Source organism: Chitinophaga sp. CB10 (genome assembly GCA_001870995.2).
Lineage (GTDB): Bacteria > Bacteroidota > Bacteroidia > Chitinophagales > Chitinophagaceae > Chitinophaga.
In genome coordinates this window covers 17,062-40,048 of record MLAV02000007.1, presented here as the reverse complement: position 1 = coordinate 40,048, position 22,987 = coordinate 17,062, and the positions used below count along the sequence as shown (strand labels likewise).

19 protein-coding genes are annotated in these 22,987 nt (G+C 51.8%); 12 read left to right on the top strand and 7 right to left on the bottom strand.

Annotated elements, in window-relative coordinates; genetic code table 11:
• Positions 1 to 5: 5 nt before the first annotated feature.
• From BOC67_RS11510 to BOC67_RS11500, 3 genes are read right to left on the bottom strand one after another with little or no spacing between them, the layout of a single operon-like run.
• The gene (locus tag BOC67_RS11510) at positions 6 to 407 is read right to left on the bottom strand and encodes an OsmC family protein (protein WP_291910394.1); all 402 of its coding nucleotides are present in this window, start codon (positions 405 to 407) and stop codon (positions 6 to 8) included.
• Positions 408 to 450: 43 nt separating this feature from the next.
• Positions 451 to 1,383: a ring-cleaving dioxygenase gene (locus BOC67_RS11505; protein ID WP_291910392.1), complete on the bottom strand. Its 933-nt coding sequence runs from the start codon at positions 1,381 to 1,383 to the stop codon at positions 451 to 453.
• Positions 1,384 to 1,439: 56 nt separating this feature from the next.
• Positions 1,440 to 1,976: a YceI family protein gene (locus BOC67_RS11500; RefSeq protein WP_291910390.1), complete on the bottom strand. Its 537-nt coding sequence runs from the start codon at positions 1,974 to 1,976 to the stop codon at positions 1,440 to 1,442.
• Between the two features lie 318 nt (positions 1,977 to 2,294).
• On the opposite strand from BOC67_RS11500, the gene BOC67_RS11495 reads away from it, so the two are divergent.
• From BOC67_RS11495 to BOC67_RS11460, 8 genes are all read left to right on the top strand, one after another.
• Positions 2,295 to 3,764, top strand: coding sequence for a TolC family protein (locus tag BOC67_RS11495; protein ID WP_291910388.1), 1,470 nt, complete (start codon positions 2,295 to 2,297; stop codon positions 3,762 to 3,764).
• A 10-nt stretch (positions 3,765 to 3,774) separates the two neighbouring features.
• On the top strand, positions 3,775 to 4,764 hold the full coding sequence (locus BOC67_RS11490; RefSeq protein WP_291910386.1) for an efflux RND transporter periplasmic adaptor subunit: 990 nt from the start codon (positions 3,775 to 3,777) through the stop codon (positions 4,762 to 4,764).
• Entirely contained in the window at positions 4,761 to 5,927 is a 1,167-nt protein-coding gene (locus tag BOC67_RS11485; protein ID WP_291910385.1) for an ABC transporter permease, read from the top strand. The genes BOC67_RS11490 and BOC67_RS11485 overlap by 4 nt, the downstream gene beginning before the upstream one ends.
• Positions 5,920 to 7,092 (top strand): ABC transporter permease, encoded by a 1,173-nt coding sequence (locus BOC67_RS11480; RefSeq protein WP_291910383.1) that lies wholly within the window; start codon positions 5,920 to 5,922, stop codon positions 7,090 to 7,092. Before BOC67_RS11485 ends, BOC67_RS11480 begins: the two co-directional genes overlap by 8 nt.
• A gap of 21 nt (positions 7,093 to 7,113) precedes the next feature.
• On the top strand, positions 7,114 to 8,472 hold the full coding sequence (locus BOC67_RS11475) for an exonuclease domain-containing protein (protein ID WP_291910380.1): 1,359 nt from the start codon (positions 7,114 to 7,116) through the stop codon (positions 8,470 to 8,472).
• Between the two features lie 96 nt (positions 8,473 to 8,568).
• On the top strand, positions 8,569 to 9,504 hold the full coding sequence (locus tag BOC67_RS11470) for a phosphoribosylaminoimidazolesuccinocarboxamide synthase (RefSeq protein ID WP_291910378.1): 936 nt from the start codon (positions 8,569 to 8,571) through the stop codon (positions 9,502 to 9,504).
• A gap of 96 nt (positions 9,505 to 9,600) precedes the next feature.
• Complete coding sequence (locus tag BOC67_RS11465; protein ID WP_291910376.1) at positions 9,601 to 11,397, top strand: ABC transporter ATP-binding protein; 1,797 nt, start codon at positions 9,601 to 9,603, stop codon at positions 11,395 to 11,397.
• A gap of 157 nt (positions 11,398 to 11,554) precedes the next feature.
• Positions 11,555 to 11,971 (top strand): DUF3276 family protein, encoded by a 417-nt coding sequence (locus tag BOC67_RS11460; RefSeq protein ID WP_291910374.1) that lies wholly within the window; start codon positions 11,555 to 11,557, stop codon positions 11,969 to 11,971.
• A 449-nt stretch (positions 11,972 to 12,420) separates the two neighbouring features.
• Here the strand turns inward: BOC67_RS11460 and pgi are convergent, their stop codons facing one another.
• A complete protein-coding gene (pgi, locus tag BOC67_RS11455) occupies positions 12,421 to 14,073 on the bottom strand; it encodes a glucose-6-phosphate isomerase (protein ID WP_291910372.1) in 1,653 nt (550 codons plus the stop codon).
• A 35-nt stretch (positions 14,074 to 14,108) separates the two neighbouring features.
• The gene (locus tag BOC67_RS11450) at positions 14,109 to 14,918 is read right to left on the bottom strand and encodes a hypothetical protein (protein ID WP_291910369.1); all 810 of its coding nucleotides are present in this window, start codon (positions 14,916 to 14,918) and stop codon (positions 14,109 to 14,111) included.
• 174 nt (positions 14,919 to 15,092) lie between these two features.
• On the opposite strand from BOC67_RS11450, the gene prfB reads away from it, so the two are divergent.
• Positions 15,093 to 16,188 (top strand): peptide chain release factor 2 gene (gene prfB / locus BOC67_RS11445; RefSeq protein ID WP_291910367.1). Its coding sequence is split into 2 segments (ribosomal slippage): positions 15,093 to 15,152 and positions 15,154 to 16,188, totalling 1,095 coding nucleotides; the frame shifts between segments, so codons are not numbered across the junction.
• A gap of 107 nt (positions 16,189 to 16,295) precedes the next feature.
• Complete coding sequence (gene pruA / locus BOC67_RS11440; protein ID WP_291910365.1) at positions 16,296 to 17,927, top strand: L-glutamate gamma-semialdehyde dehydrogenase; 1,632 nt, start codon at positions 16,296 to 16,298, stop codon at positions 17,925 to 17,927.
• Between the two features lie 212 nt (positions 17,928 to 18,139).
• Here the strand turns inward: pruA and BOC67_RS11435 are convergent, their stop codons facing one another.
• Complete coding sequence (locus BOC67_RS11435) at positions 18,140 to 18,628, bottom strand: peroxiredoxin (RefSeq protein WP_291910362.1); 489 nt, start codon at positions 18,626 to 18,628, stop codon at positions 18,140 to 18,142.
• 66 nt (positions 18,629 to 18,694) lie between these two features.
• Positions 18,695 to 20,329, bottom strand: a complete 1,635-nt coding sequence (locus BOC67_RS11430) for a M1 family metallopeptidase (RefSeq protein ID WP_291910360.1) — start codon at positions 20,327 to 20,329, stop codon at positions 18,695 to 18,697.
• 45 nt (positions 20,330 to 20,374) lie between these two features.
• Here BOC67_RS11430 and BOC67_RS11425 point away from each other — a divergent pair, with 45 nt between their 5' ends.
• Both BOC67_RS11425 and BOC67_RS11420 read left to right on the top strand, forming a co-directional pair.
• Positions 20,375 to 22,024, top strand: a complete 1,650-nt coding sequence (locus BOC67_RS11425) for an ABC transporter substrate-binding protein (protein ID WP_291910358.1) — start codon at positions 20,375 to 20,377, stop codon at positions 22,022 to 22,024.
• Between the two features lie 102 nt (positions 22,025 to 22,126).
• Positions 22,127 to 22,915, top strand: coding sequence for an acyl-CoA desaturase (locus BOC67_RS11420; RefSeq protein WP_291910357.1), 789 nt, complete (start codon positions 22,127 to 22,129; stop codon positions 22,913 to 22,915).
• The last annotated feature ends 72 nt before the right edge of the window (positions 22,916 to 22,987 follow it).

Genomic DNA, 22,987 nt, shown 5'->3' with positions numbered 1-22,987 from the left:
TCCTTTTAAGCGGGGTTGCTGATGATAACAATAGGATTGCTCAATACTTTATGAACAGGGCAGGAGTCCGCAATCTGCATCAGTCTTGCCCGTTGCTCATCGTCCAGGTTGCCCTGGAAAGAGATGTTGCGTTCAATAATGGTGGTATTGGGATCCGGTTTCTTGTCCTTGTTAAAAAACAGCTCTATTTCCACGCCTTCCAGCGGCCATTTTTTACGTTTGGCATACATGGTAACGGTGATGGCCGTGCAGGCGCCCAGGCTGCTTAGCAGCAATTCTCCCGGCTTGGGAGCGGTGTCGCCTCCGCCTGCGTCCTCCGGTTCATCTGCCAGCCAGCGGTGACCCCTCGTATCGATGGACACCTGGTAGGGATGCTGGCCAATACTTACTTTCACTGATTCTTCCATAAATCTATATGCTGCTTCCTGACAGCGTTGAACTAAAATTTTGCTAATCCAGCTTCACCAACTTTTGCACAATCTCCTCCCGCTGCGCTTCGTACTGAGGCGGCAGCATCAGATGCGTCCCCAGTTCTTCCAGCGGCTCGTCTACCGTGAAACCCGGCGTATCTGTCGCCAGTTCAAACAGCACGCCGCCGGGCTCCCGGAAGTACACGGACTTGAAGTATTTCCGGTCCAGCACCGTCGTCACATGGAGTCCCCGGTTTTCCAGCACTTCCCGCAGCTGTTGCTGGGCGGCATCGTCCGGTACCCGGAAGGCCACATGATGCACGCTGCCGCCGGCCACATGCCCCCGCGTTTCGCCTTTGGCTTCCACCAGGTCTATGAACCCGCCCTGCTGGCCGTCCGGGCCCGCAAAGCGGTAACGGTTCGTGTGGTTCTTTTTCAGCTCCCAGCCAAATACGGATACCAGGAGGTCTGCCGTGGGCTGTATGTCTTCCAGCGTGAGGGTCACATGATGGAAGCCCCTGGTGGCGAATTCCTCGGTAACTTCCGCCGTTTCCCAGGGAATGCGGTCGTCCGTTTGTTCCGGCACCGTCAGCTCAATCTTCAACCCGTCCGGGTCCAGGAATGTAAGATACACTTCTCCGAATTTAGAAGAAGGTTTATTGTAAATAACGTTTTCCTTTTCCAGTCTTTTCAGCCAGAAGTCAATACTGCCTTCAGGTACGGAATACCCCACTTCCGTAGCCATATGCGTTCCCCGGCGGCCCGTTGCGATGTCCTCCCAGGGAAAGAACGTAAGGATGGTTCCCGGGTCGCCCTTCTCATCTCCATAATAGAAATGATAGGTATTCGGGTCATCGAAATTGACGGTTTTCTTTACAAATCGTAATCCCATTACCCTTGTATAAAAATCGAAATTCTTCCTGGCCTTTCCTGCGATTGCTGTTACGTGATGTATGCCTTTTATTGCGCTCATGGTAATGTGTTTATGAATGAAAAAGTCCCGCAGCATGGCGGGACCGCGGATTATTTTTAAGATCTTTTCAGCATCTGCACTTCGCAGTGGATCTTCACGTCATCGCTGACCATCACGCCGCCGGCTTCCGTAACGGCATTCCAGTTCAGCCCGAAGTCCTTGCGGTTGATTTTGCCATGCACGGTAAACCCGGCTTTGGTATTGCCCCAAGGGTCTTTCACCACGCCGCCGAATTCCACATCCAGTTTGATTGGCTTGGTAACGTCGCGGATGGTAAGATCGCCATACAGCGTATAGGAGCCATCGTTATCCACGCTTTCCGCTTTGGTAGCCTTAAATACAATATTGCGGTATTTGTCTACATCAAAGAAGTCGGGGCTGCGCAGGTGCCCGTCCCGCTGGGCATTCCCGGTGTTGATAGAGTCGATATCCACCGTGGCAGTGACTTTTGCGTTCATAAAGTCTTCCTCTTCCGTTTCTGCTTCGACGGTGAAGTTGTCGAATTTGCCGTTGATGTTGGTGATCATCAGGTGTCTGATCTTGAAACCAAGCTCGCTGTGATCAGCATCTGCTACCCAGGTTGTTTTTGCCATAAGTGAATGTTTTATAATGATGAAATATGTTGACCTCCTGACAGGACGTTGTATGCTCTTCTTGCTTAACAAGTCCGTGTTTCTATTGTTCAGCAGGACTTTACAAAGGTCTTCATTTGCCGGACGGATGCAAATGCACTAAATATTGAAAATGATGTACAAATTGTGCCTTACTAAGTTAAGGAATTCAATGGTAAGGCGAGCCAGATTAATTAATCATCAATTTTTTTCAAATAACACAAACATTATGCATAAATAATTGTTTATCTGTCGGATGAATCCAAAACAACGGCTGCGTTGCTCCGAAATGCGTATCGTATGAAACAATTCCCAGTCATCATCATTCCGTTTATTCTTGCTGTGCCGGCGTATGCCCAGGATGCCGGGAAGGAGCTTTCTTTAAGAGATTGTTACCGCATCGCCAAACAGGGGAATGTAGTGGTGCAACAGGCGCAGCATTCGCTCAAAGCCCGGGAGTACTCGCTGGAAGCCAACAATCGCGCTTACTTCCCGAAGGTGGATGTGCTGGCAGGATATAATTACCTTGGCAAGCCGCTGGAGATAAATCTGCAACAGGTGAAAAACGGGGTGGTGGATGGTTCTTCCGCACAAGCGGTCAACACCGCCAACGAGGTATTCCGCCAGATCACCGGGCAGGATTTGCCGCAGGCGGTGAAGGACAGGATTTCTTCCGCGACGAAAGGGATCATCAACACGGCTTACCCGGATTATAACCCACAATTGGCCAAGCAATCGTATTTTACGGCCGGCGTCTTCGTCCGTCAGCCGATTTACCTGGGCGGTAAAATAGCCTCCGCGCAGGAACTGGCACGCACCAACGTAAAAGCCGGAGAGTTTAACCAGCAGCTGGTGGAAAAAGAGCTGAGTTTCGGCATCAGCGCGCAATACCTCCGCATCCTCTATCTCAACACCATCCTGCAGCACGAGGCGATTATCCTGAAGGCTTTTGAAAAGAACAAGGCTTATGCCGCCTCCCTGAAAAAGAACCAGATATTGCCGCCCTACCTGCTCAACTGGGCCAATGTATCCTATACGCAGGCAGCCAACAGGTACGCCAACCTGCAGCTGGACAAACAAAATGCTATACTCGAACTCAATAAGCTGCTGGGGCAGCCGTTGAATACGCCGCTGGTGATTAACGACACCTTACGGTATCGCACCTACGATGTGGCCGGCAGCGAAGCGCCGGCTTCCGTGCAGCTGGACAATAACGCCACTTACCAGCTGGTGGCCAATGCTACGGACCAGGCCAAAGTGGCGGTAAAAGCTACCCGCTCTTTATCCCTCCCCAACATTTTTGCCATTGGTAACGTGAACGTGTACCAGAAGGACCTGCCGGTGACCATCCCGCCATGGCTGGTAGGGGTGGAATTACAATGGAACATCTTCGACGGGTTCTCCCGCGTGAAGCGCACCCGTGCCAGCGAGCAACTGGTGGAAGAAGCGAAACTGGCGGCGGAAAACACGAAGACAAACCTGGAATTACGCCTGGCGGTAGCGAAGAATAAAATGCAGTCCCTGCAAAACGAGGTTGCCTCGCTCGACAGCGCGCGGCAGCAGGCGCGGTTAACCACCACGCTGATTACCGACCGTATGGAAAATCAACTCTCTTCCGTAAAAGATGTAAACGATGCACTCCTGATGGAAGAGGAAATGGAGAAGATCTATTACACCGCAGTGCTGGGATACTACCTGGCCATGGCCGAATACTGGAACGTACTGGGCACTCCCGAGGAGTTTGCCGCTTACATTGACGGAACGAAATAAACGCATACAGATGAGGAACTTTCTTAAAAATTATTGGGCTTTACTTGTTCCCATTATCATTATTATCATCGCCTTGTTCTTCTTTGTAAAGAAGCCGGCCGCTGCGGACGATTCCGTCATCGGCATGGTAGATGCCGACTATGTGGATGTGGCGGCGGAATTCCCGGGCAGGCTGGACAGCCTGCTGGTGAAGCAGGGGGACACGGTGCGGAAAGGCCAGCTGTTGGGCGTATTGCGTTCCACGGAAATCAATGCCATCCGCAACCAGGCATTGGCGGCCATCGATGCGGCGCAGGCCCAGCTGACGCTGTTGCAGAAAGGCGCCCGCCCCGAGGCCATCAAGGCTGCGGATAACCTCTATAAAATTACGCAAGACCAGTATGAGCTGATGCAGAAAACCTATAAACGCATGGAGAACCTCTTCAATGATGAAGTGATCTCCGGGCAGGAAAAAGACCTCGTGTATTTCAAGTTGCAGGCAGCCAAAAAGGAAATGGAAACCGCGAAGCTGAATATGGAGATGCTGGAACAGGGCAGCCGGCCGGAGCTAATCCAGGCGGCAGCGGCCATCCTCACGCAGGCCCGGGAAGGCTATGAGCTCACCAAAGCGCTGGCGGATAACACGTACATCCATGCGCCCACGGACGGGATCATTTCATCCATGGTCATCTCCGAAGGGGAAATCGTATCCATCGGTTACCCGCTGATCACCCTGCAGAAACCGGAAACCTATCATATGCGCTTCAACATCCGGCAGGACCAGATGAACCGGCTCAAGCTGGGCGCCGTGGTGAAAATGACCGTCCCTGGCTGTGATCCGGAAAAGTTTGAGGCTAAAGTAAGCGAGGTATCGCCTTCGCTGACGTTTGCCAACTGGGTGCCCGTAAAAGCGAAGGGGGATTTCGAACTCCGGACCTTCACCGTCGATTTTAAACCCCTAAATGAGGCCGCCATCAATGGTTTACGACCGGGGATGACCGCCAGCATGCAACTGCCATGATCAAAGCCATCTCCCGCATTTATATCCGCGAATGGAAGCGTATTCTCACGCTGCCGGTACACTATGTGGTGCTGCTGGTGGTGCCGGTGATTATCTGCACGGTGTATGCGCTGATCTATAACAACAAGTTTGCACAGGAGATGCCCGTGGCGGTATGGGACGAATCGCATTCGCCTTTGTCGCGGCAGTTCACCTTCATGCTCGAACAAACGGAGTCTATCCATTTTACCAGGCAGGTAAATAGCTACGCCGAGATCGAATCGCTCATGAAGAAAGGGGAGATCCTGGCTGCCATACATTTCCCGCCGGGGATGGACCGGGACATAAAAAGCCGCCATCCCGCAACCGTTACCCTGTACGCCAACGCCGCGTCCCTGGTTACTTCCAAGCTGATTTACAAGGATGCGGCGCAGGTGATCATCACTGCCGGCTCCGGGGTGATCCTGCAGAAGTTTGTGAAGAAGGGCATGCCTGCTGGCCAGGCCATGTCCCTGGTATTGCCGGTGAACCTGCATTCCTGGGTGTTGTACAATCCGCGGTACGACTACCAGGCTTACCTGGTGCCCGGCCTCATTGCCGTGGCGTTGCAGATGATGATCATCATGGTAGCGGTGCTGATGCTGAATTATGAGAACAATACCGGCACCCTGGAGGATTTACGGGAACAGGCAGGTGGTTCCGCATCGGCAGTGATAACGGGGAAAACCCTCGCGCATCTTTCCGTGGCCTGGGTGAATTACCTGCTGGTGACCTGCATCATGTTTCCCATTTTTGCTGGTGGCGGTATTGCCAGCAACTGGCCGCTGTTTGTGATGTACACGCTGCTGGCCGTCGCGTGTATTGGTGTGGGTATGATGGTATCGGCCCTGTTCAATGATGTGATGCTGGCCTGTGATATCGGGTTGTTCTATACGTCGCCGGCCTTTGTGTTCAGCGGCTTTACCTTTCCCCGCTGGGGTATGCCCTGGTTTGACCAGTACTACGCGCAGCTGATGCCGTTTACGCCTTTCCTGGATTCCTTTTTCAAAGTTTATTTCATGCAGCTGCCTTTAATATATTGTTTTAGGGAGATGGCTCACCTGCTCGTTTTTATATTGCTGACGTACCCGGTGGCGACGCTCGTTTTCCAACGCCGGTTGAATAAATCCGCTGTACATGCCTGATTTCTTCTCTAACATAGGACGCGTTTTTTTGCGGGAGCTGAAACTCATTGCTTCGGACCATAGCCTGACGCTGACCCTGCTGCTGGCGCCGCTGATCTATGCGTTTTTTTATGGCAGCATCTACCAGTACAAGGTGGAGGAGCAGGTCATGCTGGGCGTGGTGGATGAAGATAATACGGACCTCTCGCGGACCTTCGTGGAGCAGGTGGGCAAGCTGCAGATTACGAAGCTGGTGCGGGCCGCCAATATGCAGGATGCGGAAAAAAGCATGTACTACGGCGATACGCAGGGATACCTCTTTTTGCCGAAAGGCATGGAGAAGAATTTGCTCGGCCTCAAGCAGGCGGATGTGGTGCTGGTGGTCAATGGGGCGCGGTTCCTGCCATCCAGCGAGCTGGCCATGGGCATTACCAATATAGGCATGGCCGTAGGAGCGGGGGTACGGCTCAAATACAACCAGATGCAGGGGAACAATAATGAAATCGCCATGCGGGAAACCATGCTGGTGAATTTCGACTACCGGCCCCTGTACAACACCCGTTCCAGCTACGGAGGCTTCCTGTTGCCGGGGCTGCTGGCGCTGATCCTGCAGCAGACGCTGCTGATAGGGCTGGCGGAAAGCGTGGCGCTGGACCGGCAACGCCGTCACCTCGGGCAGGTGATCGGCCTGGCGGGCAACAGTTTATCGACCGCCCTTTGGGGGAAATCACTGTTTTACTTTATACTCTTCTGTGGCTATGCGGCCTTTTTTATGACGGTGAACTACCGCACGCTGGACATCCCTTTCCGCGGGCAGCCGCTGGATGTGGCCATCGCGTTTATCCTGTTTATAGTAACGTTGATCCCCATGGGTTTCATGCTGGGCACTTTATTCAAAGGGCAGCTGCTCACGGCGCAGCTGATGGTGTTTTCCACCTACCCGTTTTTCCTGCTCAGCGGGCTGGCCTGGCCTTATGATTCCCTGCCCCGGGGGATGCAGTTAATATCGTCCTTACTGCCTACCACGCCGTTTCTGAAAATCTACATCGCCATAGTGCAGTCGGGCGCTTCCCTGGCGGATAATATGGGCAGCGTGGTACACCTGATGCTGCTTTGGGCGTTTTATGTTTCGCTGGCTTTATGGCGGCTCTCATTTCTCCAAAGGAGGGAAGCAGGATTATCCTAAAAACAATATCTTTGTTTCAGGATGTATGCAATTGTAGATATTGAAACCACTGGCGGCCATGCCAGTGCCAACGGGATTACGGAGATCGCCATTTTTGTATATGATGGCAGCGGACTGGTGCAGCATTACGATACACTTGTTAACCCGGGTATTCCCATCCCACATTATATCAGCAGCCTGACCGGCATCACGAACGAAATGGTGGCCGATGCGCCTCCTTTTGAAGCCGTGGCCCCCATGATATACAGTTTGCTCAAGGATAACATTTTCGTGGCGCACAATGTGAACTTCGATTATTCCTTCGTGCAGTACCACCTCAAGGCCGCCGGTTTTGAGCTGGATACCCGCAAGCTTTGTACGGTGCGCCTGGGGCGTAAGATCTTCCCGGGCTTGCCTTCCTATAGCCTGGGCAACATCTGCCGGCATTTCCAGATACCGATCAACGGGCGGCACCGCGCCGCAGGGGATGCCGAGGCCACGATGAAGCTCTTTGCCATGATGCTGGCGCAGGACAAGGCCAATGCCATTGCCGGCGCGCTGAAAGGCGGCTCCAAGGAGCAGTTCCTCCCGCCGAACCTGCCACCGGAGCAGGTGCATACCCTGCCCAATGCGCCCGGCGTGTACTATTTCCATGACCAGAAAGACAAGGTGGTGTACGTGGGTAAGGCCAAGGACCTGAAAAAGCGCGTCAACAGCCACTTTACAGGCAACAACCCCGGGCGGCAGCGCCAGAACTTCCTCCGTACCATTCATCGTATCAGCTACCAGCCTACCGCTACAGAGCTGATGGCATGCATCCTGGAATCGGTGGAGATCAAGCGGCTATGGCCGGCTTTCAACGCGGCGCAAAAGCGGATAGAATACCGCTATGGCCTTTACCTCTTTGAGGACCAGATGGGGTACCTGCGCATGGCCATTGAAAAAAGAAGAAAGTATTCCCACCCGGTGCATAGCTTCAATTTGCTCGTGGACGGGCATCGTATATTACGCAGCCTGATCAGGGAATTCGGGCTTTGCCCCAAGTTGTGCTTTCTGCAAAAGAGCGAAGGCACCTGCGCGGGCATAACTGCCGGCACCTGCCATGGGGCCTGCCGCAAGGAGGAGAGCCCCGGGGCATACAACCAGCGGGTAGCGGCCGCCGTGGCCTACCTGCAGGATCAGCAACCTTCCGTTACCATTTACGACAAAGGGTTGGAGCCGGGAGAGCGCAGCTGCATCCTCATGGAAAAAGGTAAGTTCTACGGCATGGGCTACTTCCCCGGCCACCTGGAACATACGGACCCTATGGCTATCCGGGAATACCTGACGCCCTACCCGGAAAATGAAACGATTATCAGTCTGCTGCGGCCTTATGCATCGGCCGTTCCGGCAGGTTCCTGAGAAAATTTATGCCGTAATGCAACAAGACATCTGATTCGTGCATACTTTTGCAGCGCGTTAAAAGGTATTCATTTTTATTTATTATAAAATTTATTCATGTTAGAGCCAAGATTCAACCTGCCAGGTCAAACCGCTTTCTACAAAGGGAAAGTACGTGATGTATATACCATTGAGGACAAACTCATGGTCATGGTTGTAAGCAATCGTATCTCTGCATTTGACGTAGTACTGCCTCGCCCTATTCCTTACAAAGGCCAGGTGCTGAACCAGGTAGCGGCTATCATGCTGGAAGCCACCAAAGACATTGTGCCTAACTGGGTAAAATCAACGCCATTGCCGAACGTAACAATCGGGCTGAAATGCGAAACCTTCCCCGTGGAAATGGTGGTGCGCGGCAACCTTACCGGCCATGCGTGGAGAACCTACAAATCAGGCCAGCGCGTGCTTTGCGGCGTTACTATGCCGGAAGGGCTGAAGGAAAACGATTATTTCCCGCAGCCGATCATCACGCCTACTACCAAGGCGCATGAAGGCCACGACGAGGACATCTCCCGGGAAGAGATTATCGCGAGGGGGCTGGTGAGCAAGGAAGAGTACGAGCAGCTGGAAAAATACACCCTGGCATTATTCCGGAAGGGCAGGGAGCTGGCTGCGGAGCGTGGACTGATCCTTGTGGATACCAAATATGAGTTCGGTAAAGTGGGCGACCAGATCGTGGTGATCGATGAGATCCACACCCCGGATTCTTCCCGTTACTTCTATGCGGAAGGCTATGAGGAAAACCAGCAAGCCGGAAAACCACAACGCCAGCTCAGCAAGGAGTTTGTGCGGGAATGGCTGATGGCAAACGGTTTCCAGGGTAAGGACGGGCAGCAGGTGCCTGAAATGACCGATGAATTTGTGAACAGCGTGAGCGAACGCTACATCGAGCTGTTTGAAAAAATCACCGGCCGCCGGTTCGTGAAGGAAGATGTGAGCGAAGCGGATGCTGAAGCCAGGATCATCGCTGAACTGAACAGACTGAAAGCTTAATATTTTTTGATTATATCATTGCCGGGCCGCTTCTCTACAGGAGCGGCTTTTTGTTGTTCCCATAATGTCCTATTTTTGCTTCAAACAGATAGGCTTTTGAAACACTTAGCGGCACTGAACAAGTATTTTATCCAGCATAAATGGAGGTTAATCCTGGGATTGTTGTTTACGGCAATATCCATTGTATTTAGCGTATTTCAGCCCATCATGGTGCGCCAGATCTTCGATCTGCTGTCCCATAACCTGGATGAATACCGGCTGCTCGAAAACACGGCCCTCAGCGGGGTTTTCAAAGGCAGCTTTTCACAGATACTCGCTTTTTACGGCGTAAGCATCCTGCTCTTTGCGCTGCTCAGCGGCTTCTTCCTGTTCCTCCAACGGCAAACGCTGATCGTGATGAGCCGGCATATCGAATACGGCCTCAAAAATGAAATCTATCAGCATTACCAGCGGCTGGATTTGAACTTCTTCAAAATGCACCGTACGGGCGACCTGATGAGCCGCATTACGGAAGACGTATCACGGGTACGCATGTACGTAGGGCCTGCCATCATGTACGCTTCGCGCACCCTGTTCCTGATCGTCATCATCATCTACCTGATGATAGACGTCAATCCGTTGCTGACGCTGTACACCTTATCCCCGCTGCCTTTCCTGGCCATCACCATTTACTACGTCAACCGCATCATACATAAAAAGAGCGAGCGTATTCAAACGCAGTTATCCGGTATCACCAGCATCGCGCAGGAATCCTATTCCGGTATCCGCGTGATCAAATCCTATGTGCAGGAGGAGGCAAGCGCCAAACATTTTGAGGAAGCGAGCGAAGAATATAAACAGAGCTCCATCAGTCTGGCTAAGACGGACGCCTTGTTCCAGCCCGCCATGGCATTGATGATCGGGCTCAGCGTGATACTCACCATCTTCATCGGCGGGCTGCAGGTGATAGCCGGCAATATTACCGTTGGTAACCTGGCGGAGTTTGTGATTTATGTGAACATGCTGATGTTCCCCTTCTTCTCCATCGGGATGGTGGCCTCTATGATACAACGTGCCGCGGCCTCACAGCAACGCATAAACGAATTTTTACAGATACGGCCCGGCATCACGGATATGGAGGGGGCAAAGCCTATCGCCATTAATGGGGATATACGGCTGGAAGCGGTGACATTTACTTACCCACATACGGGCATAACGGCCATCAAGGACTTTAATCTTCACATAACCCCCGGAGAAAAAATAGCCGTAATAGGCCGTACCGGCTCCGGGAAAAGTACCCTGGCACAACTGCTCATACGGATGTATGATCCGCAGCAGGGGAAGGTGATGATGAGTGGTACGGACATCCGGCAGATACCGTTGGAGAGCCTGCGCAGCCAGATCAGCTATGTACCGCAGGACGTGTTCCTGTTTTCGGATACGGTGGCCAATAACATCCGCTTCGGCGATCCCCTGGCCGACCTGCCGAAGGTGCAACAGGCCGCCAGGCAGGCTTCCGTGGAGAAGGACATCCTCGGCTTCAACGAGGGCTTTGAAACGGCGATAGGAGAGCGGGGCGTAACGCTCAGCGGTGGCCAGAAGCAGCGTATCTCCATTGCCCGCGCACTGATCAAGGACCCGCAGCTGCTGATCTTTGACGACTGCCTTTCCGCTGTGGATGCCCGCACGGAAAAGGAAATCATCGGTAACCTGTACGCCTATCTGAAAGATAAAACCGCTATCATCATCACGCACCGCATCTTCGCGTTGTTTGAGTTCGATAAGATCATTGTGATGGACGAAGGACGCATCGCGGAAGCAGGAACGCATGAAGAATTATTATCATTGAATGGCTACTATGCCGAGTTGTACGCGCGTCAGCAATCCGGCGAAGAAGAGCCGCTAACTGAATAATAATCACTGTCTTGTATATACGCCGCAGTGGGCGTTCCGCCCGGGGTTTTATGATTTTTCAAAATCATTTAAAATTATTTTGATATTTGTAAAACAATAGTATATTTGTTCCTTATTGAAACAGGATTTGATTCGTTAACACTTAAATCTATCAACTGTGGCGTACGAAAACAACAATCAACAGGAAAGAAACAATGATAGCATCTTTTCTAAACGATTGAAAGCGGGCAAAAGAAGAACGTACTTCTTTGATGTAAAGACCACTCGGGGAAACGATTATTTTCTTACTATCACAGAAAGTAAGAAGCGTTTTAATGACAACGGTTATGACAGGCATAAAGTATTCCTGTACAAGGAAGACTTCAATAAGTTCCTGAACGCGCTGACCGAAACCATCAACTACGTAAAAACTGAGTTGATGCCCGATTTTGACTTTGATGCCTACAACCACGATTATGTGCAGGAAGATCAGGATGACGCAGATGGCGCTGACGTAGCGGAAGCTCCGGTATCAGCGTCCGTTGAAGCATCTGCTCCAGGCGCACATGCAGCCGATGATGTAGATAAATGGTAGGCAAATGGTAGTTTAATTTTACACAGAACTATTTAATTAATTATCCTAATACAACCTCCGGACTTCTCCGGGGGTTTTTTATTTGTTGCTCGCAGAGAGGCAAAGGGGGCATAAGAGGCAAAGGCCTGTGTTATGTTTTTTTAAGAAAATATTGGTTGCTCGCAGAGAGGCAAAGGGGGCATAAGAGGCAAAGGCTTATGTTATGTTTTTTTAAGAAAAAAAGAGAGCGGAGTCATGGAATGGGTTCTCTTTGCGGGCTTAACATCCTTAGCATCTTTGCGAGAAAACAACTCCCTTTGCGCCCTTAATCCCCTTTGCATCTTTGCGAGAAACAACTCGCATTGCGAGAAAAAAAAATTCCCGCATTAAAAAATGCGGGACAATTTTCAACCTCAGAACTTAAACCTTAGTTAAGGCTTAAGCCTTAAACTTTAACTAAATACTTTCCTTTATTTCCTCATGGATTTAAATGCGTTGATTAGACCGTTGGTACTGGCGTCGTGATTAATCACCAGTTCCTCGTTTTCCAGCTCCGGCAGAATTTTACTGGCCAGCTGCTTACCCAGTTCCACACCCCACTGATCAAAGCTATAAATATTCCAGATAACTCCCTGCACAAAAATTTTATGCTCGTACAAAGCAATCAGCTGGCCCAGTGTGTACGGCGTGATCTGCTTCACCAGGAAGGAGTTGGTAGGGCGGTTGCCGCTGAAAACCTTGTAGGGTAACACGCGTTTGATCTCCGCTTCGGATGCGCCCGCTTTTTCCAGCTCGGCCTGTACCTCCGCTTCCGTTTTACCGTTCATCAGCGCCTCCGTTTGTGCGAAGAAGTTAGAGAGCAGCTTCACGTGATGATCCCCGATGGGGTTGTGACTGATAGCAGGCGCTATGAAGTCGCACGGAATAATATGCGTACCCTGGTGGATCAATTGGTAGAACGCGTGCTGGCCATTGGTGCCAGGTTCGCCCCAAACAATCGGCCCTGTTTCATAAGTAACGTCAGCGCCTGTACGATCCGTATGTTTACCGTTACTTTCCATATTTCCCTGCTGGAAATAAGCGGCAAAGCGGTGCATGTATTGATCATACGGCAGGATGGCCTCCGTAGCGGTATCAAAGAAGTTGCCGTACCACAGGCCGATGAGGGCCATGATAGCGGGGATATTATTTTCCAGCGGGGTAGTGGCAAAATGTACATCCGTTGCATGCGCGCCGCTCAGCAGCTGCGTGAAATGCTCGTACCCGATGGTCAGCGCGATGGACAAGCCGATAGCGGACCACAGGGAGTAGCGGCCGCCTACCCAATCCCAGAACTCGAACATATTAGCCGGATCGATACCGAAGGCTTTCACCGCCTTTTCGTTGGTGGACAATGCGACGAAATGTTTGGCCACAAAGGCTTCATCGCCGGCATGCTGCAGGAACCAGTTACGCGCCGTGTGGGCGTTGGTCATGGTTTCCTGGGTGGTAAAGGTTTTGGAGGCAATGAGGAACAGCGTTTCGTCCGGCGTTACTTTCTTCAGGGTTTCGGCAATATGCGTACCGTCCACATTGGAAACGAAGTAAGGCTGTATGCCTTCTTTCCAGTAAGGCTTCAGGGCCTCTGTGACCATTACCGGGCCGAGGTCGGACCCGCCGATGCCGATGTTGACAATATAGCGTATAGGCTTGCCCGTATATCCTTTCCATTCGCCGGAATGCACCTGGCGGCAAATATGATCCATCTTGTTCAGCACGGCCATTACGTCCGGCATCACATCTCTACCGTCCAGCAGTACCGGCTTGCCGGAGAAGTTGCGCAGGGCGGTATGCAGTACTGCGCGGTTTTCGGTTACGTTGATTTTTTCGGCCTGGAACATGGCTTTGATAGCATCCGGAACACCGCATTCCACGGCCAGTTCCAGCAGTTTGGCCTTAGTTTCTTCGGTAATAATATTCTTGGAATAGTCAAACAGGATGTCTTCAAACCTGAGAGAAAAGGTGCTGAAACGCTCCTTGTCTTCTGCGAATAATGCACGCATGTGCACTTTCTTCATCTCTTCAGCATGACTTTTTAATTGCTGCCATGATTTGGTAGCAGTCGGATTAATTGATGGAAACATATCGTGTTATATTAATGCAGGCCAAAAATAATATTTTAGACGGATGATTTCTGTTTACTTATTAAATGCCATGAAATAGTAACAGCTATCAATCCGATACCCATGATGCAGGCATAGATGATCCGGTATTCGTCCGTCAGTCCCTCCGTTTGCCGCTTATACAGGATGCCATAGAACGCCCAGACACTAACAAGCGCGTGCAGGATATTGTTGCGGTACAGGATCATATACATACTCACGAGGGAGGCGATGCCAATGAGGACAATGGCGAGTCGCACCTGCGCCTGGTGGCTTACGAGCCAGCCGGCATAGGCGAAGCAGGCGGCGAGGTTAGCCAGGGTGGCCACGGTGATCCATCCCAGGTAAATACTGAAGGGCGCCTGTATGAACAGCTTTTCGTGCAGGGTGGCTGCGGGGTTATAAATAGAAAAGTTCCGGTGGATGTGGAGGAGGCAAAGTAACAGTAAGCATATGATCAGCAGCGCCAGGGGGATCAGCTCATAATGCCAGGCAAAGAGCCAGCCGGCGTTGAGGATGCAACTGAGAATATACCAGTGTTTCATCCGCTGCATATGATGGCGCAGCTGCTCCTCGCGGGAGCCGGTAAAGGCGAGTATCTGCTGGCAGATGGTGAAGGCCAGCAGGCCTGAATAGATCAGCCCCCAAATGCCGAATGTAAACCCCGCCGGCGCAAACAGGCTGGGAAAGCGGTCGGCTACCTCGCCGGTACTGACGCCGTTGATAGGGATTTTTACAGCCAGGATGTTGGCGACGATCATGATCACAAACGAAATGGAATTGAACACGGAGCGGTTCCTGTAATAGAGGGTATCATGGAGTTGCATGCATATGGTTATTTGATGATATATGAAGTGCCTGCGGCGCTAACGCAGGCAGGATGCTAAATTCCGCAAATATTATGCTAATTACCCTGCTAAAACCTGCCGTATTGTTGCATGGTATATATCAACCATTATTACATTAGCAGATTTCCACATTTTTCATTACATTTGCGCCCTATGACAGCAGAGCAACTTAAAGCTATGAGGGATCGTCTTCACGTCCTGGGAGGTTTTCTTTAACGTCCCTGACCGATTAGCCAAAATAGAAAACGACAAACAATTAAGCCTGGCCCCCGGATTCTGGGATGATAATGCCAGGGCCACTTCCATCCTGAAAGAAATCAAGGTAAACAAATATTGGGTTGACCTTTATGATCATGTACATACAGCTATAGAAGACAGTGCTGTATTATATGATTTTTTCAGGGAAGGGGAAGCGACTGAAGAAGAAGTAGAACAAGCCTATCAGGCAGCCCTGGCTGCGTTGGAGGACCTGGAGTTTAAGTCGACCTTAAACCAGCCCGAAGACGAAATGCCGGCTGTACTCACCATCAACTCCGGCGCCGGCGGAACGGAAAGCCAGGACTGGGCAGAAATGCTGCTGCGTATGTATCGCATGTATGGGGAGAAGCAGGGCTGGAAAGTATCGGAGATCGATACCCAGTACGGCGATGGCGCAGGCATCAAATCCGCTACCCTGGAATTTGATGGCGACTTTGCCTATGGCCACCTGAAAGCGGAAAGCGGGGTACACCGGCTGGTGCGTATATCGCCGTTCGATTCCAACGCCCGCAGGCATACTTCCTTCGCCTCCGTATATGTGTATCCGTTAGTGGATGATAATATTGAGATTGCAGTGAATCCGGCTGACCTGGAATGGGAATTCTACCGTTCCGGCGGTAAGGGCGGACAGAACGTGAACAAGGTGGAAACCGCCGTTCGCCTCAAACACATCCCTTCCGGCATTATCATCGAATGCCAGCAGGCCCGCACGCAGGGGGAGAACCGTGAAAAAGCGCTCACCATGCTGAAATCGCGCCTGTACGAGGAAGAACTCCGTAAACGGGAAGAGCTGAAAAATGCCGCCAACGCCAACAAGCGTAAAATCGAGTGGGGCTCCCAGATCAGGTCGTACGTATTCCATCCGTACAAGATGATCAAGGACCACCGCACGGATTACGAAGTAGGTAACGTAGGGCCGGTCATGGACGGCGAACTCAACGGTTTCATCAAGGCGTACCTGATGATGCAGAAAGAAGAGGACAATAATTAATAAGTATTCATTAATAATTAATAAGCCCCCGCTGGTTACAACAATTACCTTTGCAGCGTAAACTGCAAGCGAATTATTATTTATCAGAAACAACAAAATCTTACCAGATGAATACAGGATACTTTGACTACGCAGCGCCAGTAAATGAGCCTGTTTACAGTTATGCGCCGGGTTCCCCGGAGCGGGCAGCGCTCAAAAAGCAACTGGCCGCCTTCAAAGCGGAAACCGCTGATATTCCTATGTATATCGGTGGCAAAGAGGTTCGTACCGGCAATACTGTTGATCTGCGTCCTCCTCACGAAATCAAGCACAAACTGGGGCACTTCCACATGGGAGATGCATCTCATATTAAAGACGCCATCGCTGCCGCTTTACAGGCGCGCGAAAAATGGGCGAAAATGGACTGGGAAACCCGCGCGGGCATCTTCCTGCGTGCGGCGGACCTCATTGCCAGCAAGTACCGTTATCATATGAATGCGGCTACCATGCTGGGTCAGAGTAAGAATGCCTACCAGGCGGAAATTGACAGCGCATGCGAGCTGATTGACTTCCTCCGCTGGAATGTGCACTACCTGAGCGAAATCTACCGTCAGCAGCCGGTTAGCTCCCCGGGTATCCACAACCGTATGGAATACCGTCCGCTGGAAGGTTTCGTACTGGCGGTAACTCCTTTCAACTTCACGGCTATCGGCGGTAACCTGCCTACATCTGCCGCTATGTGCGGTAACGTGGTGGTTTGGAAACCAGCCAACACACAGGTTTTCGCAGCGCAGATGTTCATGAAGATACTGATCGAAGCAGGCCTGCCTGCCGGCGTAATTAACCTCGTGTATGCGCCTGGTCCGTTGATCGGGGATGTATGCTTCGCCGATCCGCACTTTGCCGGCATCCACTTCACCGGTTCTACCGGCGTATTCCAAACCATGTGGAAGACCATCGGCGAAAACATTGCGAAATACAAAACCTATCCGCGCATCGTGGGGGAAACCGGTGGTAAGGACTTCGTCCTCATCCACAAATCTGCCGACGTAGACGTGGCCGTTACTGCACTGGCACGCGGCGCTTTCGAATACCAGGGACAAAAATGCTCCGCTGCTTCCCGCGCTTACCTGCCAAGCAATATCGCAGAAGAGATCAAATCCAAACTGGTAGCCCAGCTCAAGACTATGAAGATGGGTACCACAGAGGATTTCAGCAATTTCATCAACGCCGTGATCGACGAGCGCTCTTTTGATAAGATCGCCAAATACATCGATAACGCGAAGCAGGATCCTTCCGTGAAAATCATTGCCGGCGGTAACTACAATAAATCGGAAGGTTACTTCATCGAACCTACCGTTATCGAAACCACGGATCCTAAATACGTGACCATGTGCGAAGAGATCTTCGGGCCGGTACTGACTATCCACGTGTACGATGCGGAGAAATTCGAAGAGATCATGCAGGTGGTAGATACCACTTCCGAATACGCCCTCACCGGCTCCATTATTGCGCAGGACCGTTATGCGGTGGAACTGGCTACCAGGACGCTGGAGAATGCGGCCGGTAACTTCTACATCAACGATAAGCCAACCGGCGCGGTGGTGGGTCAGCAGCCATTTGGCGGCGCCCGCGCTTCCGGTACCAACGATAAGGCAGGTTCCATGCTGAACCTCTACCGTTGGCTGAGCGCCAGGGCTATTAAGGAAACCTTCGTACCTCCGGTGGATTACAGGTATCCTTTCCTCAATGAGGCTTAATGTTTAAATGTTCATGATTTATATGAAAGGCGGTGGATTTTTCCATCGCCTTTTTTGTTGGGTGGTGTTGGACAATTTTGTCTAACGTTAAACATTTATGTCTAACGTCAAACATTTTTGTTAAACATCGTACCGGTTTAACCATCTTTTTACCGGCATAAAAAAAGCAGGCCTGTGGCCTGCCGGTGTTTTTTATTTTTTTGGGGAGAGATTTAATGCTGCTTTTTCAGCGCCTCCAAGGCCTCCGCAACATGTCTCTCTCCATCACGCATCGAATTGAACGTGTGTATCACTATGCCACGTTTGTCCACGACATACGTAACTCTACCCGGTATCACAAAGGTCTTGGGCACCCCAAATAACTTGCGGACTTGCTGATCCGTATCGCTGAGCAGGGTGAACGGCAGGTTGTGGTGCTGCGCAAAGCTTTTATGCGATGCCACATTATCCGAGCTGATGCCGATTACCAGCGCGCCGAGCTTTTTAAATTCCTCATAGGAATCCCGGAAGGAGCAGGCTTCCTTTGTGCAAACGCTGGTTTCATCCTTCGGGTAGAAGTAGATGACCAGCGGCTGTTTGCCCGCAACCGTGGCCAGGTCAAAGGTTTTGCCATCCTGGTCCGGTAAGGAAAATACAGGCACTTTATCGCCTGTTTTAACCTGCGCATCTGCGTTCGGGCTCCAAAACTGTAAGAATGCCATAATGATAAATAGTTTTATGATCCGCATAGCATGTGTTTTCTAATGCGAATGTAAGTGAATGTCCCGTTATTTCACCTCCCTGACGTTCACGTAGAAATTGCTGTCCACCTGGAAATCAGATTTCTTTTTCAGCGTGAGCACAGCCGTATGCCAGAGCGTACCCGGGTAAATCAGCGTATAGCCGCTCTCGTTAAGCTTCACTTTCACGGGCATGTTGAAGTCCTTCACGGCGTCCGCCCAGCGGAACTGCAGCTGCTGGCCGATGATGCGGTATTCCAGTGTAGGTATCTGCGTGGTGGTGAGGTATTGCTCATACATCTTGTCGAGGTTGATGCCTGCAAACTGGTTGATATAATCCTGCACCTGCCTGCCGGTCACCGTCTGATGCCAGAAGGTTTTGTTCAGGCCCCGCAGCAGCTGGCGGAATGCTTCGTCGTTGCCGATGATCTGGCGGATCATGTGGATCATGCTGGCGCCTTTATAATACATATCCCCGCTGCCTTCCGCATTCACGTTGTAAGCCGGGATGATGGGCACATCGTTCTGGATGTTGTGCCGGCTGCCCTGTAAGTATTCATTGCCTGCCTTTACGCCGTAGAGGCAGGTGGTAAAGAGGGTTTCGGAATAGTTGGTGAAAGCCTCGTGTACCCACATATCTGCCAGGTCCTTCGTGGTGATATTATTCCCGAACCATTCATGGCCGGATTCGTGGATGATGATAAAATCCCATTTCAGTCCCCAGCCGGTGCCGGAGAGGTCCTTGCCCAGGTAACCCATTTTAAATTCGTTGCCATAGGCCACGGCGCTCTGGTGTTCCATGCCGAGGAAAGGCGCCTCCACGAGCTTGTAGCTGTCCTGGTAGAAGGGGTATTTCCCGAACCAGTACTCAAAACATTGCAGCATAGGCTTTACCACCTTGAATTGAGCGGTGGCGGTGTCCACGTCATAATCCAGCACCCAGTAGCTGAGGTCCAGCTTGCCGCCCTCGCCCCTGTACTGGTCCTTTATTTCCTGGTAATGGCCGATGTTCAGCGATACGCAGTAGTTGTTGATCGGGTTGGTAACGGCCCAGTTGTACGTCGTAGTGCCGTCCGCGTTAGGGACCGTTTTTTTCAGTCGCCCGTTTGATACGGCAACCAGCTCGGAAGGCACGGTAACGGCTATACTCATTTTTTCCGGTTCATCGCTTTGGTGGTCTTTATTCGGCCACCACACGCTGGCGCCGAGGCCCTGGTTGGCCGTGGCGATCCAGGGGCGGCCCTGCTTGTCTTTACCCCATACGAGGCCGCCATCCCACGGCGCTTTGCGGGCAGCGCGGGGTTTGCCATGAAAGTACACGGTAACGCGGGCGGACTTTTTCGCCTCCTGTGGCGCCGCCATGCGTACGAACCAGGCGTTGCCTTCCCGGGTGAACTTCAGGGAGCGTTTATCCTGCAGGATGGAGTCGATCTCCATGGGTTCCTGGAGGTCGATCTGCATCACGGTATCGCTTTTCAGGATCGCATAGGTAATGGTATTGTAGCCGGTGAGGGTGCTGTCCTCCGGATTAACGGTTACGTGCAGGTCGTACGCCGTCACGTCCCACCAGGCACGTTGAGGGGTGATGCTCCCTCTGAGGGTATCCGCCTTTGTGAACGATTGCTGGGCGAATGTGGCGCCGGAAGCCAGCAGCGCCAGGCAAAGCAATTTAATGCCGCGCATATTTCGATGTATTTTATTTCGGGAAAGATATTAATTTACCGCCAAATGAAAAGTTGTTATTGTCAGGCGGTTGTACGCAGTATGAAAATATGGGGGATGATGGCGGTAGCCTTATGGGGCTGCGGCCCGGCCCTGCCAACGGATAAACAGGTTTTCCGGTACAACCAGGTCGAAGGGATTGCCAGCCTGGACCCTGCCTTCGCGCGCAACCAGGCCGTCATCTGGGCCACGCACCAGTTGTACAATACCCTCGTGGAAATTGACAGTCAGCTCCAGATAAGACCGTCCCTGGCCAGCAGCTGGGAGGAATCGGCTGACCGCCGGGTATTTACTTTTCATTTAAGGGGAGATGTCTATTTCCACGACAGCGATATCTTCCCGCAAGGGAAAGGAAGAAAAATGGTAGCTGCCGATGTGGTGTATAGTCTGAAACGCATTATGGACCCGGCTACCGCTTCCTCGGGAGCATGGATTTTTAACGGGCGGGTGCAGGCGGACAGTGGCTTTGTGGCGCTGGACGACTCCACCTTCCAGCTCCGGCTCACGGAGCCGTTCCATCCCATCCTCGGCATCCTCAGCATGCAGTATTGCAGTATTGTGCCCCATGAAGCGATTGAAAAGTACGGGAAGGACTTCCGCAATCATCCCTGCGGTACCGGGCCTTTCCGGTTCTACCTCTGGGACGAGGGGCAGGGGCTCGTGCTGCACCGCAACCCGAACTATTTTGAAAAGGACAGCAGCGGCCGCCGCCTCCCTTACCTGGACGCCGTGCAGGTGAGCTTCCTGGAAAGCAAAGCTACGGAGTTCCTGCTCTTCAGGCAGGGGCAGCTGGATTTCATGAATGATATAGACGCTTCCTTTAAAGATGAGGTGCTGACCCGCCAGGGCAACCTGAAGGCGGAGTGGCAGGGGAAGATGCAGCTGGACAAGCACGCCTACCTGAACACGGAGTACCTGGGCATCCTGTGCGACAGCAGCCGGGACATCGTACAGGCGTCCCCGTTGCGGCTGAAGAAAATCCGCCAGGCGATCAATGCCGGGTTCGACCGCAGGAAGATGATGACCTACCTCCGCAATGGCATTGGCACGGCAGCCAACGCCGGCTTTGTGCCTGCGGGCTTACCGTCTTTCGACAGCATCCGCGTAAAAGGCTATACCTATGACCCTGCCAGGGCGCGCCAGCTGCTCGCGGAAGCCGGGTATCCGAACGGGGAGGGGCTGCCGGTGATCAAATTATTATCCATCCCCATTTATGCGGACCTGGCCAACTACGTGGCCAACCAGCTCCAGGAAGTGGGGATTCGTTTACAGGTGGAGGTGATACAGAAAAGCTTGCTGCTTGAGCAAACGGCCAAATCCCAGGCGCTGTTTTTCAGGGGCAGCTGGATTGCCGACTACCCGGACGCAGAAAGCTACCTGGCCATGTTTTACAGTCGCAACCCGGCCCCGCCCAACTATACGCGCTTTGCGAACCCGCGGTTCGACCGTCTCTACGAACAATCCCTCCGGGAAACGGACGACAGCAGCCGGTACCGGCTTTACCAGGAAATGGACCGGATCATTGTGGAGGAGGCGCCGGTAGTGCCCCTGTTTTACGACGAGGTGATCCACCTGGTGCAGCCCGGCATCACCGGTCTGGAAAGTAATGGATTGAACCTCCTTGAGTTACGCAGGGTGCGGAAGAGCCGGGATTAGCAGATTTAACATTTCATTTTAATAAAAGCCGTTATTTTCCTTTGAGTTACAGGTATTTAGACTACCTTTGACGTTCACTTTTTGTAAATATCAAAACGGAAAATGACAGCAATCCTGATATTCTTTTGTGTGCATTGGTTCTTTTCATTGTTCTTTCACACATTCTATTTGCACAGATACGCTTCTCACCAGATGTACACGACCAGTAAGTTCTGGGAGCGTGTCTTTTATTTCTGCACCTGGTTCTTCCAGGGTTCTTCTTACCTGGTTCCGAGAGCCTATGGTGTAATGCACCGTATGCACCACGAGTTCAGCGATACAGAGCATGACCCGCATTCGCCTCACTTCTTTAAGGACGTGTGGTCTATGATGGTGCATACCCGTAAAATCTATAATGGTTTCCTGACGGATACCAGCGGCGTGGACCCGAAATTCCTCCAGGAGCCGCTGCCAAAGTGGGATGCCATGGATAAATTTGGCGATCATAACCTCACCCGCCTGGTGTGGATGGCTATATATGTAGGTTTTTACGTGGCGTTTGTGCCTGCCGGCATGTGGTACCTGTACTTCCTGCTGCCGATCCACTTCCTGATGGGCCCTGTACAGGGCGCAGTAGTGAACTGGTGCGGTCACAAATATGGTTACAGCAACTTCGACAATGGCGATAAATCCAGGAACACTTCTCCATGGGGTATTATCCTGCTGGGTGAGTTATTCCAGAACAATCACCACAAGTTTAAGGACAGTCCGAACTTCGCTAAGAAGTGGTACGAATTTGATCCGAGCTACCAGGTGATGAAACTGATGAATTTTGTGGGCGTGATCAAACTGAAGCCTGCTTATATTTCTCCTGCACAGTTGCAGGCTGCGAAAGGCACTAAAGCTGCTTAAGCGCACTACACCGGAATCAATCTGTTACAATAACAAGAACGTCCTGCCGTAATGGCGGGACGTTTTTGTTTG

Coding starts and splice junctions, on each gene's coding strand:
- BOC67_RS11510 (WP_291910394.1), bottom strand. CDS start 407: ATGGAAGAATCAGTGAAAGTAAGTATTGGCCAGCATCCCTACCAGGTG.
- BOC67_RS11505 (WP_291910392.1), bottom strand. CDS start 1,383: ATGAGCGCAATAAAAGGCATACATCACGTAACAGCAATCGCAGGAAAG.
- BOC67_RS11500 (WP_291910390.1), bottom strand. CDS start 1,976: ATGGCAAAAACAACCTGGGTAGCAGATGCTGATCACAGCGAGCTTGGT.
- BOC67_RS11495 (WP_291910388.1), top strand. CDS start 2,295: ATGAAACAATTCCCAGTCATCATCATTCCGTTTATTCTTGCTGTGCCG.
- BOC67_RS11490 (WP_291910386.1), top strand. CDS start 3,775: ATGAGGAACTTTCTTAAAAATTATTGGGCTTTACTTGTTCCCATTATC.
- BOC67_RS11485 (WP_291910385.1), top strand. CDS start 4,761: ATGATCAAAGCCATCTCCCGCATTTATATCCGCGAATGGAAGCGTATT.
- BOC67_RS11480 (WP_291910383.1), top strand. CDS start 5,920: ATGCCTGATTTCTTCTCTAACATAGGACGCGTTTTTTTGCGGGAGCTG.
- BOC67_RS11475 (WP_291910380.1), top strand. CDS start 7,114: ATGTATGCAATTGTAGATATTGAAACCACTGGCGGCCATGCCAGTGCC.
- BOC67_RS11470 (WP_291910378.1), top strand. CDS start 8,569: ATGTTAGAGCCAAGATTCAACCTGCCAGGTCAAACCGCTTTCTACAAA.
- pgi (WP_291910372.1), bottom strand. CDS start 14,073: ATGTTTCCATCAATTAATCCGACTGCTACCAAATCATGGCAGCAATTA.
- BOC67_RS11450 (WP_291910369.1), bottom strand. CDS start 14,918: ATGCAACTCCATGATACCCTCTATTACAGGAACCGCTCCGTGTTCAAT.
- pruA (WP_291910365.1), top strand. CDS start 16,296: ATGAATACAGGATACTTTGACTACGCAGCGCCAGTAAATGAGCCTGTT.
- BOC67_RS11435 (WP_291910362.1), bottom strand. CDS start 18,628: ATGGCATTCTTACAGTTTTGGAGCCCGAACGCAGATGCGCAGGTTAAA.
- BOC67_RS11430 (WP_291910360.1), bottom strand. CDS start 20,329: ATGCGCGGCATTAAATTGCTTTGCCTGGCGCTGCTGGCTTCCGGCGCC.
- BOC67_RS11425 (WP_291910358.1), top strand. CDS start 20,375: ATGAAAAGTTGTTATTGTCAGGCGGTTGTACGCAGTATGAAAATATGG.
- BOC67_RS11420 (WP_291910357.1), top strand. CDS start 22,127: ATGACAGCAATCCTGATATTCTTTTGTGTGCATTGGTTCTTTTCATTG.